Here is a 16,629-nt window from a genome sequence, read left to right as displayed (position 1 = left end):
CTCATGAGTCTCTGAGGCTCTGCTCCGGCGCCTTCCACCGCATGGCCAGTTCCCGGGCCATGCGGAAACGTTCGCGCCAGGACTGCAACTCCGCTTGAGCGGAAGGCCCTTCAGCCGCGGACTCCTTCTCCACGAAGTCACTCAGATCCTTGAGCGTGCGCATGGATTCTCCAAGGGTGAGGCCATGCCTATGACCCACGGAGCGTGATGCCGCACCGCAGGGTCGCGCACGGCGATCTAGCAACCGCGTCTGACATTCCATCCCCTGGACCCGAATCTGTCTGCCCGGCTCGACTTTCCAGGAATCCAACTTGAGCCCACGCATGAGCGTTTGCGAAACTCGCCCCCGTGAACGCCCGCGCTCGCGTCCTCTCCGCTGTCCTGCTGGCCACCTGCATCTGGGCCTGCGCCTCCTCGCCGCCGTCGGCCCCGCCGGACACGTCGTCTCCGGAGGCCGGCTCGCCCGCGCGCCTCTGGCAGAAGACGTCCGTGTCAGGCGACCTCGCGCGCTTCTCCCGTGACGGCACGCGCGTCACCGCCGACGGCGCGCTGGAGCTGGACCCCGCCACCGCGAAGGACGGCACCGACCCGTTTCCCGCGGGCGGCTGGTTCGACGGCGGCAGCTTCTACAACGGCGGTACCTTCCGCGTCGGCACCGCCACCTCCGAGGTCCAATCCGTCCCCGGCGGCTTCGACAGCGTGGTGCCGTCCTTCGACGCGCAGACGCCTCCCGGCACCTGGGTGAAGCTCACCGTCTCCGCCCGCATCGAAGGCACCTGGACCAAGGACTACGAGCTGGGCGTCTGGGCCTTCGACACCACCACCGTCGCGCGCCACAGCGTGGACAACCAAGGCGACGCCGACGGCAACGTCCTCACCGACACCCTCAACCTCAAGCGCCGCGCGGATGCCCTGCGCGTCACCGCCCACCTCTTCTCCGAACGCACTGACATCAGCCCTCGCGTCCGTGCGCTCGCCGCCGCCGTCACCGATACGCGCCTCAAGCCCCAGGACGCCACGTCGGACCGCACCGGGTGGGGCGTCGTGCTCGACGTGCCGGGCTACTCGCAGATGATCTACCCCGACGGCGGCGAGGTCTGGTGCTCCCCCACGTCCACCACCATGCTGCTCGGCTACTGGAGCCGGAAGCTGGGCCGCGCGGACCTGGAACACCCCGTGCCCACCGCCGCCGCCCATACCTATGACTGGGTCTACAAGGGCACCGGCAACTGGAGCTTCAACACCGCCTACGCCGCCAGCATGTCCAACGGCGCCCTGCACGGACTCGTCGCCCGCTTCGACTCGTTCGCCCCCGTGGAGCGCCTCGTCGCCGCCGGCATCCCCGTCAGCATCAGCATCGCCTACGAACCCGGAGAGCTTCCCGGCGGCGCCTCCCGCCGCACCGACGGCCACCTCATCGTCGTGAAGGGCTTCACCGACACCGGCGACGTCGTCGTCAACGACCCTGCTTTCGGCTCCAACGAAACCACCCACGCCACCTACCCCCGCGCCGAGCTGTGGCGCGCCTGGCAGCACTCCCGGGGCGCCGCGTACGTGCTGTGGCCCGCCGGCACCGCCCTGCCCGAGCAGGGGCTCGTCCCCCTCCCGTAGCCCGCGTCCGAATGCGGACACGCGACCAACGCAGCGCGGCGCGCAGTGTCCACTGGCCGGGGCGTCAGACACCCCGTCCCTTGACGTTCAGGCGTCCGTGCGCGACCCGACAAGACCTTTAGCCTTCAGTCCGCCTAAATTAGGCTTGATTTCGGGTCGTGGAATGTAAATACCTGCGACCGCGATTTTGATGTTCCCGCCGGTACTCCGGAACCGGGGACACGCCTGGAGGCAGGACCATGGAGCAGAAGCCGCTGCGGGACTTCCTGGAGATTCCCTACGACGAGCTGGAGGAACTCAACCTCAAGGTGAAGCGCCAGCGCATCAAGCGCGAGTCGCCGGACAAGGTTCGCGAGGAGCGGATCAAGTACCTGACCGACGAGAAGCGCATCAAGGCCGTCACCGTGTGCTTCACCGACCTGGAAGGTCGGCTGCACATGCTGGACTACGACAAGAAGTTCCTCCTCAAGAGCGCGGACAACCTCACCTTCGACGGCTCCTCCATCCGCGGCTTCTCCGCGCAGGCGGAGAGCGACCTGCGCCTGAACGTGGACTGGAGCGCGTTCTACTGGCTGCCGTCCGACATCTTCGGCCCCGGCAAGGTGCTCGCGTTCTGCGAGGTGCTGGAGCGCGACGGCACGCCGTACCACTCGGACATGCGCGGGCAGCTCAAGCGCGCCACCGAGCAGCTGTTCCAGAAGGACGGCACCGTGTTCCACGCGGCGCCGGAAATCGAAGGCTTCCTCTTCAAGAGCCGTGACGCCGAGCGCCACTACCACGAAGAGGGCAAGTTCGAGTTCATCTCCATCGGCGGCTACTACCACGCGCTGCCGGGCGACGGGCTGCGCACCTTCATCGACAAGGCCGCGGAAGCGCAGCGCGCCATGGGCTTCGAGAACGAGAAGGACCACCCGGAGGTGGCGCCCTCCCAGTTCGAGATGAACTTCTCCTACAGCGAGGCGCTGGTCGCCGCCGACCAGATCCAGCTCTACAAGCTGCTCTGCCGCCAGGTCGCCGCGCAGCAGGGGCTGACGGCCAGCTTCCTGCCCAAGCCCGTCACCGGCGTGAACGGCAACGGCATGCACATCAACATGTCGCTGTCGAAGAACAACAAGAACCTCTTCTACGACAAGGGCGGTCAGGACGGCCTGTCGTCCATGGGCTGGGAGTTCATCGACCGCATCCTGAACAACGCGAACGACATCTGCCTGGTGCTCAACTCCAGCGTGAACTCGTACCGCCGGTTGGATCCGCACTACGAGGCGCCCAACCAGATCAAGGCCTCCGCGAACAACCGCGGCGCCATGGTGCGCATCCCGTTCGGCAACGAGCGCAGCGCGCGCGTCGAGTGCCGTTCGGTGGCGCCGGACGCGAACCCGTACATGGTGCTCTTCACGCTGCTGAAGACCGGCCTGGAGGGCCCGCAGCCGCAGGAGGACGCGGAGACCAAGCGCAGCCGCACGCGCTTCCTGCCGGACAACATCTACGACGCGGTGCGCTTCTTCAAGGGCAGCCAGTTCATCGCGCAGACGCTGGGTGAGCAGGTGCAGGGCAAGTACGCGGAGCTGAAGGTGTCCTCCGCGGACCGTTGCCCCAAGCAGCTGGGAACCCGCGTGAAGGACGCGGAGATCCAGTTCCACCATGAGGTGACGAACCAGTACCTCTGGAACCTCTTCTAGAGTTCGCGGTAGCGCGCCTGGAGGAACAGGTAGGCGGCGTAGGCCACCAGGCCCGCCGCCACCACTCCCAGCAGCACGTCGCCCGCGGGTTGGCGGGCGACGACGGCCAGGGCCTCGCCCAGGCCCTTGGCCTCGCCCGGGTTCGCGTCCACGCCCGCGAGCACCAGGAAGCCGCCGATGACGGCGAACACCACGCCGCGCGCGGCGATGCCGAACTGGCACACCCGCTCCACGCGGTGCTGATGCGCCGCCGCCAGGCCCGTGAGCGTGAGCTTCTCCCGGAACTTCGCCTTCCACGCCGTGTGGAACTGCTTCAGCGCGAAGCCGACGATGCCCAGCCCCACCAGCACCACCAGGACGCGGCCGAAGGGCTGCTCCATCAGCGTCGCCGTCCAGCCCTGGGTGCCCTTGCCCTTCCCCTGTGACGCGCCCACCACGGTCTTCACGGCGAACAGCGCCAGCGAGCCGTGGATGACGCCGCTCACGAAGTACATGGCGCGCGTGGCGATGCCCTTCGCGTCCGAGCCCTTGTCCTCCGTGTCCGCGAACGCCTGCGCGAATCTCCAGATGACGTAGCCGACGAGGCCCACGGCCAGCAGCGACAGGAGCACCATGCCGAAGGGCCCGCGCGCCACGGTGGAGACAGCGCCATGGCTGTCCGTGGCGCGTCCGCCCTCGCCCGCCGCGAGCTTCAGCGCGAGCACGCCGATGATGGCGTAGACGCAGCCCTTGGCCGCGTAGCCCATGCGGCCCAGCTTCTTCGCCCACGGGTGGTTCGCGGCTTCCTTCGCGCCGCGCGACAGCCGCTCCATGCCCGGCCCGCGCATCACGTCCATCGTCGCCATGCGGTCTGCTCCTCCCGGCCTTCTGGACCGAAAGGACAGGGTGCGCATCCGGCGGCGCGAACGGACGCAAGGCGCTCCCCCCGGTTCCCCATCCGGACCGGGAGCAGAGGGCCCGGCTGGCTGGCCGCTCAGGGAGCGGCAGCGCCCGGGATTGGCACCCAGGTCAGCGCCTCGGGCGCCTCGGCGAAGAGCGACTTCAACGCGGGAACCTTCGCGTGGTGCCGCTTCATTTCGACCCACACGGTCGGGTGGCTGATCTGCAGGAGCGCGTCTCGCAGCAGCTTCAGACGCTTGGCGGACGCACCTGCGCGCTTCTCCGCGCAGTACTCCCCCAGCCTCGCCCGATACCCGTCGAAGGCCTGCTTACGAGCGGTCGGTAGGGGGACACGATTGAGTCCGAGCACATTCAGCGTGTACTTCGCCCGGGCCTCGTCGCGCGTCCTGCCCTTCGCTGTCACGACGAATTCAAAGGTGTTGAGGATGTCGAGCGTCAGCCACTGCGTGGCATCATCCTTGCGCGGGTCGAGGAGCACCGGCTTGCCGGCGGCAGGTTTCTTGAGCGTGGGCGCGGGCTGGCCCTTCTTGCGCTTGGGGTGGGCGAGCAGCGTGGGGCTGCGGCTCGTGCCGACGAAGACCGCGAACTGGTTGTTCTTCGGACCGTTGCAGGGACCGCACGCGTAGCAGTAGTTGTCCCAGACAAAGGCACGCTCCGGATAGAGATCCTTCGGCCAGATGTGCTCGACCTCGTCGGCCACGGAGTCTTCACAGTAGGAACAGCGCCGTGCGCCGGAACACATTCGCGTGAGAACCTCCTTCACGCTCGTGAAGGTCGCGTTCTTCTTTGCATTGTACCGGGAGAAGAGCCGCTTCGCCTCCGCGACGCGGGCGGTGTAGCCGCGAAGGGCGAGGACCTCGCGCTGATACGCCTTCAGCCGCTTCGCGACCTTCGTGTCGAGGCGCAATGGGGACAGCCGGATCATGCCTTCGGCTCCCGCGGCTCCGAAACGTACGCGACGGTCGGGGAGGACCGCCGCAGTTCCTGCTGCCGCGCCATCTCCTTCTTCGTCAGTCCGTCCGTCAGTTCTTTGGCGTTCAGGCCCGCGAGCTCATCGACGCGCGCCTGCGACGTGCGCGAGCGGGTCGTCCGCTGCAGACCAAAAGCACCGGTTCCGAAAGCCTCAAGCACATTGCCGAAGACAAGACGTTCCCGGTCGAGGCCAGTGAGGAACCGCGACTCCTCGTCAGCACCCGGCGCGGCGAGCTTGAACACGGTGCCAGACTCCGCCGCCTGGCAGACCAGCGGGCTGTGGGTCGTGACGATGAACTGGATGTTGGGAAAGTGCCTGCAGAACCAGGGGCCAATCTCCCGCTGCCAGGTCGGATGAAGATGTGCATCGACCTCATCAATCATCACGACGCCGGGCCGGGAGACGATACTCCCCGTCTTGTCGAAGAGCGCGAGCTTGGGGTACGCGAGCGAGAGCTGCCGGAGCAATTCGAACGTGATGCTGAGGACGGCACGGTACCCGTCGCTCAGGTTCTCCGCTGGCACGCGCGCCTTGGAGGCATTGCGGAACACGACCTCGTGCGGTGTGACTTCGTCGATATGCATCCCATGGGGAAGAAACCCGGGCTGGTTCACGAACGTGATCACCTTGTCCACGGTCACGGGTGCAGCGCTCGGTTTCCGCCGTCCTCCCGGCGTGTACTCGAGCAGCGCGAGCTCGCACAGCCACCTGAGACCGGACGTCAACGCCACCGACTCGCCGAAAATCGAGAGGTGGCGAGCCACGCGCGACTGCGCCTCAAGGAGCTTCTCCCACTCCCGGTCACCGCCGGTGAATCGGCGGAACGGCCCGTAGGACGCCGAGAACCATCCGTGCGGGCTCCACCAGATGTTCGACTCGGGCGGCGCGCCGCGCGTCCTCCACTGCGGGGACCCGACGACCCGCGGTTTGGGGTGACGGAGCACGTCGACGCCCACGCGCAGCGGCCCTTTCACGGTGGACCGGTCGGGAAGCCGATCCGCCTTCGGATCGGTTTCGACCCGGAGATGGATTTTCGCCGAACTGGTACCGAAGCGCACCCAGTCATTCCAGTTGAGGCGCAGCATGGGCGCCTCTTCCCATCCGACGAGCGCGAGTGCCGCGGCCCTCAGGACGGAGCTCTTCCCCACTCCGTTGTCTCCAATGAACACATGCCACCCGGCTCGTGGAGCCTTGGGCGGCAACTCCCAGTCGAGTTCCTCGATGCCGCGGAAGTTCCGGATGGAGATTCGGCTCAGGTACATGAACGGCACGATACCAGTGCATACGACGACAGGGATGCCCGACTGGCATTGTCGCTCAGCGCAGGGTGCGCACGGCCTGGACCACGCGGGGCCACTCCTTGGAGCGCGGGTCGATGAGCTCGAAGTGGCCCGCGCCCTTCAGGGGGACCAGGTGCACGGGGTCCTTCTGCTGGATGCCCCGGGCGTGGAAGCCCTCGCTGACCTTCAGCGGAACGGTGTCGTCCTCGGTGCCATGGAGGAGGACCTGCGGCAGCTTCAGGGGCTGGAGCGCGGCGGGGGACGCCACGGCGTAGCGCTCCGGGACCTGTTCCGGGGTGCCTCCCATGAAGGTCTTCACGATGCCGTTGCCCAGGTCCAGCGCGGCGCCCTGCGCGAGGTCCAGCACGCCGGCCAGGGACACCACGCCCTTCAGCTTCAGCGGGGCATCGCGGTACAGCGGATGCTTCGGTGTGAGGCGGTGCCGCGCGGCGAGCCACATGGCCAGGTGTCCGCCCGCGGAGTGGCCCATGGCCACCACGTTGGAGAGGTCCAGCCCCAGCGACGGAGCCGCGCTCATCAAGTGGTCCGCCGCGGAGGCCACGTCCTCCAGGGTGCCGGGGAAGCCGCCGCCGTCCTGGCCCACGCGCCGGTACTCCAGGCTCCACGTCGCGAAGCCGCGCTTCGTCAGGTCCGCGCACAGGTGGCCCGCGTGCTCCAGGCCGTACTCCGCGCGCCAGAAGCCGCCGTGGACGAAGAGGACCACGGGGTGCGGGCCCTTGCCCTTGGGCTTGCGCAGCTCGGTGAACTGCTGCGGGGCTTCGCCATAGGCGATGCGCGCGTCCGGCGGCGGCTGCGGCGTTTCCAGGACCCACATGGAGCTCATGCCGCGCATCTTGGGAACGGGCGGCCGGGCACCGCAAGTCGCGCCGCGCCGCCGTGCGTGGAGGCCGGGGGCTCCGGTACGCTCCCCGCGTGCTTGAGGCGAATGAAGCGGAGCTGCGCATGGCCCTGGCCGAAGGCCTGCTCTCCCGTGAGGACGTGGACGCCCTGCGCGAGGAGGCGGGGCGGCGCGGAGTGTCCCCGTTGCAGCTCCTCGTGGAGCGGGGGCGGCTCACCGGGGATTCGCTCGTGTCGCTGCGCCGAAGCCTGGAGGTGGAGACGCCGCTCCCCGCGAGCAAGGGAGAGTCCCCGCGCGACAGCGCACCGCATGCACCTCCCATCGAGGAGGAACGTCCGCGCGACGGTGCGCCGCACGCCACGCCCGAGCGCGTGGCGCATCCGCCAGACACCGCCGACGACACGTTGCCTCCAGGCGCGGCCCCCGCCGCCGTGGTGGACGGTCCCGCGTTTCCGGTGCCGCACTGGACGCTCTACCGGCCCATTCGCTTCCTGGGTCAGGGCGGCATGGGGCGCGTCTTCCTCGCGCGGGACCTGCGGTTGCACCGCGACGTGGCGCTGAAGTTCGTTCGCGACGAGGACCCGGAGCTGTCCCGCCGCTTCATCTCCGAGGCCCGAGCCCAGGCCCGCGTGGACCACGAACGCGTCTGCCGCGTGTACGAGGTCGGTGAAGTCCAGGGCCGCGCGTACATCGCCATGCAGTACATCGCGGGGGCGCCGCTGCACACGCTCGCCGGCACGCTGTCCGTGGAGCAGAAGGCGCTCGTGCTCCGTGACGCCACGCTGGGCGTGCACGCGGCCCATCTGGCCGGGCTCGTGCATCGTGATCTCAAGCCCTCCAACATCCTCGTGGAGCGTGGCGAGGACGGCGCCCTGCGCCCCTACGTCATGGACTTCGGCCTGGCGCGCGATTGGTCCAGCGACGATGCCGCCACCGCCACCGGTACCGTGCTGGGCACGCCCCAGTACATGGCCCCCGAACAGGCTCGGGGCGAAGTCACCCGGCTGGACCGGCGCGCGGACATCTACAGCCTGGGCGCCACGCTGTACCACCTGCTCACCGGCCAACCGTCTGTCACCGGTGCCAATGGATTGGAGGTGCTCGGCCGCATCGCCACCCAGGAGCCTCGCCGTCCTCGGGAGCTGGACGCCGGGATTCCGGCGGACCTGGAGGCCATCGTCCTCAAGTGTCTGGAGAAGGACCGCTCGCGGCGCTACGGATCCGCGAGGACACTGGCGGACGACCTCACGCGGTTCCTCGAAGGCGACCGGGTGCTCGCGCGCACGGGCCCTACGTACCGCGTGCGCAAGTGGATGGCCCGTCACAGGGTCGCCGTCGTCGTCGCGAGCATCACCGGGTTCGCCGTGGCGGGCGCCGTGGGCCAGGGCGTGATGGCCCGGCGGGAAGTGTCTCGGCGCGAGGCCCTGACCCGGCGCTTCACCGAGGGCGTCGAACGCATCGAGGCCCAGGCCCGCTACTCCGGCCAGGCGCCCCTGCACGACACGCGGCCGGACCGCGAGGCGATGCGCGCCCGCATGCGTGACATCGAAGCCTCCATGCGCGACGCAGGTCCCGTCGCGGAAAGCCCGGGCCATTACGCCTTGGGGCGCGGGTTCCTGGCGCTGGGGGACGAGGAGTCCGCGCTCACGCACCTGGAGACCGCCTGGGCGAAGGGCTTCCGTGAGCCTCGCGTGGCGTATGCGCTCGCGCTGGTGCTGGGCCATCGCTACCAGCGCGAGCGATTGGAGGCGGACCGCATCCCGGACGCGGCCAGCCGCGAGGCGAAGCGGCGCGAAGCCTGGACGCACTCTCGTGACCCGGCACTGGCCTTCCTGGAGCAGGGCCGAGGCGCGGAGGTGCCCGCCCCCGAATACGCGGAGGCCCTTCGCGCCTTCCATCAGGAACGCTTCGAGGACGCGCTGAAGTCACTGGACGCGCTGGGCGCGCGGCTGCCGTGGTTCCACGAAGCGCCACGGCTCCGGGGCGACGTGCTGCTCGCTCGCGCCGTGCGCCATGCCCTGGCGAGTGAACGCGACGCGGCCCGGGACGACCTGGAGGCCGGACGGCGGGCCTACGACGCGGCGGCGGACATCGGCCGCAGTGTGTCCGCCGTGCACCGAGCGCGGGCGGAGTTGGAGCAGGAGGCCTTGTTCCAGGAACTGTCCGGCAAGGGAGACGTGCTGCCCGCGTACACGCGCGGGATGGAGGCCGTCTCCCGCGCGCGCACGGCGGCTCCCGATGAAGCGGATACCTGGGTGCTGGAGGCCCTGCTCCACCGGAGCCTTGCGCAGGCGAGCCTCAGCAGTGGAGGCGACGTGGAGCCGCTCCTCACACGCACGCTCGACGCGGCGAAGGAGGCGCTGCGGCTTGCTCCCGAGAAGGTGGAGGCGCGCCACGCGCTGGCCATGGGCTGGTGGCAGTGGGCCCGGTACCGTCAGGACCGGAACGAGGATCCGCGCGAACAACTGCGGGCCGCCGTCGCCGCCTTCGAATCCATTCCCGAGTCCTCGCGCGACTACGACTTCCACCTGGACCTGGGGCTCGTCTTCAAGGTGTGGGCGGATTCAGAGGACGGGCGAGGCGGGGACTCGCTGCCCTTCCGGCAACAGGCCATCGCGTCCTACCGACGGGCGTTGGCGCTGGACGCGAAGCGGCCGGATGCGTGGATCAACCTGGGCACGGCCTACGTGAACCGGGCCAACCATCCGCGCGCACCGTCGAAGGACGCGGACCTGGAGGAAGCTCGAACGGCACTGGAGCGCGCGAGCACGCTCGACCCGGGGCACGTCGTCGCGTGGTTCTACCTGGCGGAGGTGCACCGCGCGCTCGCCTTGCGCCTGCGAGATCACGGCGGCGACGCGGGGCCAGGACTCGCCCGCGCGCTGGAGGCCTATCGCCAGGGCGTCGCCATCAACGCGAAGCTGCCGCCGCTCCAGAACGGCGTGGGCACCATCCTGCTCGACCAGGCCCGCGAGGCGTGGGACCGGGGAGATTCACCAGAGCCCCTGTTGGACCAGGCGGAGCAGGCCTTCCAGCAAGCCATCGCCATCGCGCCCAAGGTGGGCTTCGCGCACAACAACCTGGGTGAAGTGCGCATGTGGCGCGCGACCTGGCGCCTGCTGCGCGACCAGGATCCCACCGCGAGCGCGAAGGAAGCTCAGGTCGAACTCCAGCAGGCCACCACGTTGCTGCCCGGACTCGCGGAGCCGTGGGCCAACCTGGGCCAGGTGCACCACACCGTGGCCGCGTACGCGCTGAGGCACGGGAAGGATCCACGACCTGCGCTCGCTCAGGCCACGGAGGCGCTGGAGCGTGCGTTGAAGCTCAACCCATCACTCGCACAGGCATGGCGCTGGCGGGGAGAAGCGCGGGCGCTCCAGGCTCGCGAGGAGGCCCGGCGGGGACAGAAACCAGACGCGTCCTTCCAGGCCGCGGCGAGCGATTTCCAGAAGGCACTTGAGCTGGATCCCGAGAACCTGGATCCGCGCCTGGCCTACAGCGCGCTCCTTCGCGAATGGGGCGCGACGGCCTCCAGTCCGGACGCACGAGCCCACCTCCAGCAGGGACTGTCCCTGACCGAGACCGTGCTCACCGCGCGCCCCCGGTGGAAGGACGCGAGCATCTTGCGCGATGATCTGCGTCGCGCACTCGCGAAGCTGCCACCGGAATGACGGCACCCACTGCGTGCCGTGAGGAGGCATTGCTTGAGCCACCGCGCATGACGGCCTGGCGCGGGTTGGTGAATGCACGGCATCTTCGCCGCTCCAGGTGTTGCCGCGCAGATGCAACGTTCATAGCGTCGGCGCATGCCGCTCGCCCTCTACGCCGGAATCGCCGTCTCGGACTACGCCACGGCTTGCGACTGGTACTCGCGACTGTTCGGCGGACCGCCCACGCTCGTCGCCACGCCCACGAAGGCGGTGTGGGATCTCGCGGAGCACCGGTCCATCTTCATCGATGAACGCCCCGAGCACGCGGGCCACGCGAACCTCTCGATCTTCGTGGACGACCTGGACGGCCTCGTGGCCCGGCTCGCCGAGCGGGGGATCCACGCGGAGAAGCAGGAGACGTACAAAGACGGCGTCCGCAGGGCCACCTACCGGGACTCCGACGGGAACGAGCTCGGCTTCGGCAGCGCCCCCCAGCGCTGACCACCTGGAGCATTTCCATGAGCACAGGCAGGCCACCCTTTGGACCGCGGGTCTTCACCCCAGCGGACGCCGCTTTCGAGCAACGCGTTCGCGACAGCTTCGCGCGCCAGCGCGTCATGGACACGATTGGCGCGTCGCTGATCTCCGTGGCACCGGGCGAAGTCATCATCGAGCTGCCGTTCCGGGAGGACCTCACGCAGCAGCACGGCTATCTGCACGCGGCCATCGTCACGGCCATCGTCGACAGTGCATGCGGTTACGCGGCGTACTCGCTGATGCCCGTGGACGCCGCCGTCCTGACGGTGGAGTACAAGGTGAACTTCCTCGCGCCCGCCGCGGGCCGGAAGTTCATCGCGCAGGGCCGGGTGACGAAGCCCGGCCGGACGCTCACGGTCACCACGGGTGACGTGTTCGCGGAGACCGATGCGGGCCTCAAGCCCATCGCGACCATGCTCGCGACGATGATGGCCGTGAGCCAGCGGGAGACTTCGGGCTGAGCTGAGTCATCCGGGGCAGCGTCGCCCAGACCTCCCCGCTCCCCACCTCCTGCCAGCGACCTTCCAAAACCTGTCCGACTGTCGGACAGGTTCGTGCGCTGCGGCCGGGGAGGCCCTGCCGGGCTCTCACCTTCTCATCCGTGCGGACGGACAGACTTGTCGTCCGATTTGCGCGAACGTGCGCCCTCCCCTCGCCCATCGGACAGCAGGACGCCGCCGGTCCAGCGACTCCCGAGCGGCCTCGTGTCAGACCCGGCCCGTAGAACCGGGACGCCAGCGCTCCTCCATCGCGCTCACAGGATCGTGCCAGCGTCCGGTGCGAAGTAGTGGTCGTCGTCGAGGTCCGCCAGGAGCCCGGGCCCTTCGGGTCGCCAGCCGAGCTGTTCACGCGTGCGGGCGCTCGACGCAGGAGCATCGATCGCGAAGAGCGTCCCCAGGAAGCCGAGGAAGTCGCCCGCCTCCGCTGGCGTCTTCGAAGCGACCGGCACCCCCAACCGGCGGCCGATGACAGCCGCGATGTCACGGGCTGGCACGCCCTCGTCGGCCGCGGCGTGGAGCCTTGAACCCGCGGGGGACCGCTCCAGCGCGAGCCGGAAGAGCCGGGCCGCGTCGGACCGGTGCACTGCGGGCCAGCGATTCGCCCCATCCCCGACGTAGGCGGCCACGCCCTTGCGCCGCGCGGAAGCGATGAGGTGCGGCACGAAGCCGTGGTCGCCCTTGCCGTGAACCGACGGTGCAAGCCGCACGATGGACGTGCGCACACCGCGCTCGGCCAGCGCGAGCATCATCGCCTCCGACGCGCCGCGCCCCGATGGAGCCGCCGCGTCGGTCTCCACGGCGATGCGTCCCGGCGCCAGGCCCAGCAACCCCGCCGCGATGACGAGGGGCCGCTGGGAACCCTCGAGCGCCTTGCCCATGGATTCAATCGCGCGCGCGTCAGCACGCACCGAGTCCGCGAAGCGGGAGAAGTCGTGGATGAACGCCAGGTGGATGACGCCGTCCGCCTTCGCCGCTCCCGCACGCAGGCTGTCCGGGTCGTCCAGCGAACCGCGATGCACCTCCGCCCCCGCCGCCTCCAGGGCCCGGGCCGAAGCATCCGAGCGGGCAAGCCCCACCACCTGATGCCCTGCCCCCAAGAGTTCAGGGACGACCGCCGAGCCGATGAAACCAGACGCACCCGTCACGAATACGCGCATGGAAAGCTCCTTGATGTCAGCTACTGACATCACTACTAACAAGTGATGTCAGTGACTGCAATCAGGTTAAGCTTGGACCCATGGGCCGCTGGGAACCCAACGCACGAGACCGGCTTGCACAGGCCGCGATGAGCCTGTTCCAGGAGCACGGGTACGACCGGACGACGGTGGAGGAGATCGCCGCGCGCGCGGGGCTCACCGAGCGGACGTTCTTCCGCTACTTCACCGATAAGAAGGAGGTCCTGTTCGGAGGCTCGGACGCGCTCCACAAGCGCATCGTCTCCACCATCGCGGAGGCCCCTCAGGGGACCGCGCCGCTCGACACGGTCGCCGCCGCCCTCGAGTCCCTGGCCCCCTTCTTCAAGGACCGCCGCGAGCATGCCCGGGCGCGCCAGGCGCTCCTCGCCGCGCACTCGGAACTGCGGGAGCGCGAGCTGATCAAGCTGGCCTCCCTCGCCTCGGCCGCCGCGGACACGCTTCGAAAGCGCGGCGTCACCGAGCCCACCGCGAGCCTGGCCGCCGAGGCAGGCATCGCCGTCTTCAAGGTCGCGTTCGAGCGCTGGCTCGAGGACCCGAAGGCGCAGGACCTCTCACGGCACATCCAGCTCGGCCTCGAAGAGCTCAAGGCCGTCACCGCGAGCACCAGTCCTCCCGTGGCTCCGGCCGCGCCGCCACGGCAGTCCGCCAGGCCGGTCAGGGCTCGCAAGCCCTGACGTGGTCCGCATCACGGGGCGCGGGCGTCAGTCCTCGTTGCGCCCGGTGACTTCCAGCGTGCCGTTGATGGTCTGTCGGATGCCATCGGACTGCGTGGGCTGCGTGCACTTGGAGCAGTCGCTCGTCGGGCAGGACCACAGCGACGTTCTCGTCCCCGGCTCATCCCCGGAGCTCAGCGTCCAGGAAGCGACCTGACACGCGGGCACCGACAGGGGGTTCCGCCGAGGGTCCTCGAGGAAACTGCTTTCATGCACGCGGATGCACCGGTCCTGCTGCACCTGGGACACGAAGCCCACCGTCTGCCCGGGCAGCACCTTCACCGTCGTGCTGCTGAAGTGCACCTTACCGTCCGTGCTGGCGGTGATGGTCACCAGCACGTCCGCCTGGGGCGGCGTCGGGTTCACCGTGCAGGGCTGCACCGGCTCGCTGTCGGACGACGCGGCTTCGGATGAGGTGGAACGGGCGCCACTGGCACAGGCCAGCAGCAGTCCGGTGAGGCACAGCGGGAAGAGGACGCGGCTTCGCATGGGGAACCCTCCAGGGGATGAAGACGGATGACGCGACGGCTCAGCAGCAAGCGTGCCACTGCGTTCATGGGACCTTCGCCGTAAGCCCCAACTCCTTCAACCGCCGCCCCAGCGCGCGCTTCGATACCTCCAGCGTGCGCACCATCGCGTCCAGGTCGCCGCCGCAGGTCTCGAAGCAGCGGATGATTTCGTCCGCGCCCAGGTCCCCGGCGGTGCGCAGGTTCGGGCTGCGCTCGATGAGGTCGTAGACGGACGGGCGTGGAATGCCCAACGCGTCCGCCGTGGCCTTCAGGTCCCATGCGCTCGCCCGCAGCGCGGCCAGCAGCTCCGCCTCCGTCACCTGCGATGGCTTGCGCCGGGGCACCGCCGCCTCGCGCGCCTCCGGGGCGTCGGCGCCTTGAGCCGGAGCCGCGGGAACGCCAGCCGAGGCCTGTGCTCCTCGCGGAATCGGCGCGGCCCCCGCTCCCGCCGCCGAGCCCAGTGCTTCCTCCAATTGGGGATCCAGCTGCAAGCGAGCCTGCCCCCGGCTTCCAATGACCAGCTGCCGAGTGAGGTTGCGAAGCTGCCGGATGTTCCCCGGCCACGCCGCCCGCACCAGCCGCGACGCCAGCGGCGCGGGCAGCCACGGCTCCGCGTGCGGATCCTCCGTGTCCAGCCGCGCCGCTTCTCCCAGCGCCGCCAGCTCCTCGCGCGCGAAGTGGAAGAACAACCGGCCCACGTCCTCGCGCCGTTCACGCAGGGCGGGGACGCGCAGGTCGTAGCCCGCCAACCGGTGCAGCAGCGGCGCCTTGAAGCGCCCGTCGCGGATCTGATCCTCCAGGTGCGCGTCCGTCGCGGCGATGAGCCGCACGTCCACCTTCACCGGCTGGCTGGCGCCCACGGGGTACAGCTCGCCCGTCTCCAACACGCGCAGGAGCATCACCTGCACTTCCGGCGGCGCCTCGCCCACCTCGTCCAGGAACAGCGTGCCCCCGTGCGCGGCGCGGAAGAAGCCCTCGCGGTCCTGCGTGGCCCCGGAGTACGCGCCCTTCCGCGAACCGAACAGCTCCGCCGCCGCCAGCTCCTTGGGGATGGCCCCCAGGTTGACGCTGACGAAGTGCCCATCCCGGCGCGGTGACAGCTGGTGGATGGCCTGCGCCACCAGCTCCTTGCCCGTGCCCGTCTCGCCCCGGATGAGCACCGACACGTCCAGGTCCGCCACCCGCTCGATGTGCTTGCGCAGCCGCCGCAGGCCCGCGCTCTCGCCCACCATGCCCGGCGTGTCCGCCATGCCCTCGCCGTCCAGCTCCACCGTGTGCAGCAGCAGCACCACGCGGCCCGACAGCTCCAGCGCGACTCCGTCCATCAACTCCGCCGGCCCGAAGTCCCTCGCGCCATGGAGCGGCACGCCCGCCGCGACCACGTGCGTGCCGTCCTCCGGCACCGTCAGGCGTACGCCCCCATCCGGCAGGGCGGAGAGCTCCAGCGGCTTGCGGCTCACGAATGGATCCGCCAGCGGCAGCCCCAGCGAGCTGCCCGGCTTCGCGAAGTCCGGCCCGTTGCGCGACAGGGCCAGGGTCCGCCCCGCCACCACCGCGTCCAACAGCAGCCGCTCCCCCACGCGCCGGGGCACCGGATGGGACACCACCGTCAGCGCGGGCACGGCGCGGGGAGCCGCCCGCGAGCCTCCGCGCTCCTTCATCGCGGCAGTGGAGACATCGGCGAGGGGGTCGTGCGGCATGGCCCACGACCCTACCGCACGCGCGTCAGCGCTTCGCCGCCTTGGGCGCCAGGCTCACCGTGACGGTGTAGTTGCCGGAGCCCTGGCTGAACGACACCGTGGAGGAGATGTCGTAGTTGCTGCTCTTCGCGATGACGCCAGGGCCGGAGGCGTGCGACCAGCGGTTGTCCCACCACAGCACGAACTGGTCCGTCGACGGGCTGGCGCCGCACGAGTACGTCACGGCGCCCTCGTCCCCCATCAGCCCCCAGTTGGGCTCCGCGGTGAACAGGTTCTGAGGGCCCGCCTGCGTCGACACGTTGGGCGGCGCCGACGGGCTGAGGGCCCCGTGGTCGATGGTGGGAGTGCCCGGCAGCCAGTTGGCACCGCTGGTGTTGTTGGCGACGAAAATCACGGAGGGAGTGCCCATGGTCTTGCTCCTAGGTGGGTTGAGGTGACGCCTCCTCCCCCAAAGCAACCGCGATGCCATGCCCCGCCCCCTCGGAGGAGTCGCTCCAGCCCCCCCTTTCGACGCGTCGAACC

General features: G+C 69.6%; 15 protein-coding genes. 6 read left to right on the top strand and 9 right to left on the bottom strand.

The features are described 5' to 3' along the window. Window position 1: 1 nt before the first annotated feature. On the bottom strand, window positions 2-163 hold the full coding sequence (locus D7Y11_RS43170) for a hypothetical protein (protein WP_158624387.1): 162 nt from the start codon (window positions 161-163) through the stop codon (window positions 2-4). A gap of 185 nt (window positions 164-348) precedes the next feature. On the opposite strand from D7Y11_RS43170, the gene D7Y11_RS05160 reads away from it, so the two are divergent. Both D7Y11_RS05160 and D7Y11_RS05155 read left to right on the top strand, forming a co-directional pair. Continuing rightward, window positions 349-1,611: a C39 family peptidase gene (locus tag D7Y11_RS05160; RefSeq protein ID WP_120576477.1), complete on the top strand. Its 1,263-nt coding sequence runs from the start codon at window positions 349-351 to the stop codon at window positions 1,609-1,611. Window positions 1,612-1,850: 239 nt separating this feature from the next. Further along, window positions 1,851-3,290: a glutamine synthetase family protein gene (locus tag D7Y11_RS05155; protein ID WP_120576478.1), complete on the top strand. Its 1,440-nt coding sequence runs from the start codon at window positions 1,851-1,853 to the stop codon at window positions 3,288-3,290. Here D7Y11_RS05155 and D7Y11_RS05150 read toward each other — a convergent pair. From D7Y11_RS05150 to D7Y11_RS05135, 4 genes are all read right to left on the bottom strand, one after another. Beyond that, a complete protein-coding gene (locus tag D7Y11_RS05150; protein WP_120576479.1) occupies window positions 3,287-4,135 on the bottom strand; it encodes a DUF1206 domain-containing protein in 849 nt (282 codons plus the stop codon). The genes D7Y11_RS05155 and D7Y11_RS05150 overlap by 4 nt on opposite strands. Window positions 4,136-4,263: 128 nt before the next feature. Beyond that, complete coding sequence (locus D7Y11_RS05145) at window positions 4,264-5,115, bottom strand: aminoglycoside phosphotransferase (RefSeq protein ID WP_120576480.1); 852 nt, start codon at window positions 5,113-5,115, stop codon at window positions 4,264-4,266. Next, window positions 5,112-6,425 carry an AAA family ATPase gene (locus D7Y11_RS05140; protein ID WP_120576492.1) on the bottom strand — a complete coding sequence of 438 codons (1,314 nt, stop codon included), beginning with the start codon at window positions 6,423-6,425 and terminating at the stop codon, window positions 5,112-5,114. The genes D7Y11_RS05145 and D7Y11_RS05140 overlap by 4 nt, the downstream gene beginning before the upstream one ends. Window positions 6,426-6,480: 55 nt before the next feature. Continuing rightward, complete coding sequence (locus D7Y11_RS05135) at window positions 6,481-7,287, bottom strand: S9 family peptidase (RefSeq protein ID WP_120576481.1); 807 nt, start codon at window positions 7,285-7,287, stop codon at window positions 6,481-6,483. Between the two features lie 89 nt (window positions 7,288-7,376). Between D7Y11_RS05135 and D7Y11_RS05130 the strand changes: the two genes are divergently transcribed. The 3 genes from D7Y11_RS05130 to D7Y11_RS05120 all read left to right on the top strand — a co-directional run bounded on the left by D7Y11_RS05130 (window position 7,377) and on the right by D7Y11_RS05120 (window position 11,950). Continuing rightward, window positions 7,377-10,973, top strand: a complete 3,597-nt coding sequence (locus D7Y11_RS05130; protein WP_233607200.1) for a serine/threonine-protein kinase — start codon at window positions 7,377-7,379, stop codon at window positions 10,971-10,973. 135 nt (window positions 10,974-11,108) lie between these two features. Then, entirely contained in the window at window positions 11,109-11,453 is a 345-nt protein-coding gene (locus D7Y11_RS05125) for a VOC family protein (RefSeq protein WP_120576482.1), read from the top strand. Between the two features lie 17 nt (window positions 11,454-11,470). Then, entirely contained in the window at window positions 11,471-11,950 is a 480-nt protein-coding gene (locus D7Y11_RS05120) for a PaaI family thioesterase (protein ID WP_120576483.1), read from the top strand. A gap of 293 nt (window positions 11,951-12,243) precedes the next feature. Here D7Y11_RS05120 and D7Y11_RS05115 read toward each other — a convergent pair whose 3' ends face one another. Then, on the bottom strand, window positions 12,244-13,146 hold the full coding sequence (locus D7Y11_RS05115) for an SDR family oxidoreductase (protein ID WP_120576484.1): 903 nt from the start codon (window positions 13,144-13,146) through the stop codon (window positions 12,244-12,246). 80 nt (window positions 13,147-13,226) lie between these two features. On the opposite strand from D7Y11_RS05115, the gene D7Y11_RS05110 reads away from it, so the two are divergent. Beyond that, on the top strand, window positions 13,227-13,859 hold the full coding sequence (locus D7Y11_RS05110; RefSeq protein WP_120576485.1) for a TetR/AcrR family transcriptional regulator: 633 nt from the start codon (window positions 13,227-13,229) through the stop codon (window positions 13,857-13,859). Between the two features lie 27 nt (window positions 13,860-13,886). On the opposite strand, the gene D7Y11_RS05105 is transcribed toward D7Y11_RS05110, so the two are convergent. The 3 genes from D7Y11_RS05105 to D7Y11_RS05095 all read right to left on the bottom strand — a co-directional run bounded on the left by D7Y11_RS05105 (window position 13,887) and on the right by D7Y11_RS05095 (window position 16,516). Beyond that, complete coding sequence (locus D7Y11_RS05105) at window positions 13,887-14,387, bottom strand: hypothetical protein (RefSeq protein WP_120576486.1); 501 nt, start codon at window positions 14,385-14,387, stop codon at window positions 13,887-13,889. A 64-nt stretch (window positions 14,388-14,451) separates the two neighbouring features. Continuing rightward, complete coding sequence (locus D7Y11_RS05100) at window positions 14,452-16,107, bottom strand: sigma 54-interacting transcriptional regulator (protein ID WP_120576487.1); 1,656 nt, start codon at window positions 16,105-16,107, stop codon at window positions 14,452-14,454. Window positions 16,108-16,132: 25 nt separating this feature from the next. Then, a complete protein-coding gene (locus D7Y11_RS05095) occupies window positions 16,133-16,516 on the bottom strand; it encodes a hypothetical protein (protein ID WP_120576488.1) in 384 nt (127 codons plus the stop codon). Window positions 16,517-16,629 lie beyond the last annotated feature (113 nt).

Source organism: Corallococcus sp. AB018 (assembly GCF_003986945.1).
In the GTDB taxonomy this organism is placed as follows: domain Bacteria; phylum Myxococcota; class Myxococcia; order Myxococcales; family Myxococcaceae; genus Corallococcus; species Corallococcus exiguus.
The sequence above is the reverse complement of the archived record's forward strand: the minus strand, read 5'-3'. Positions and strand labels throughout refer to the sequence as shown.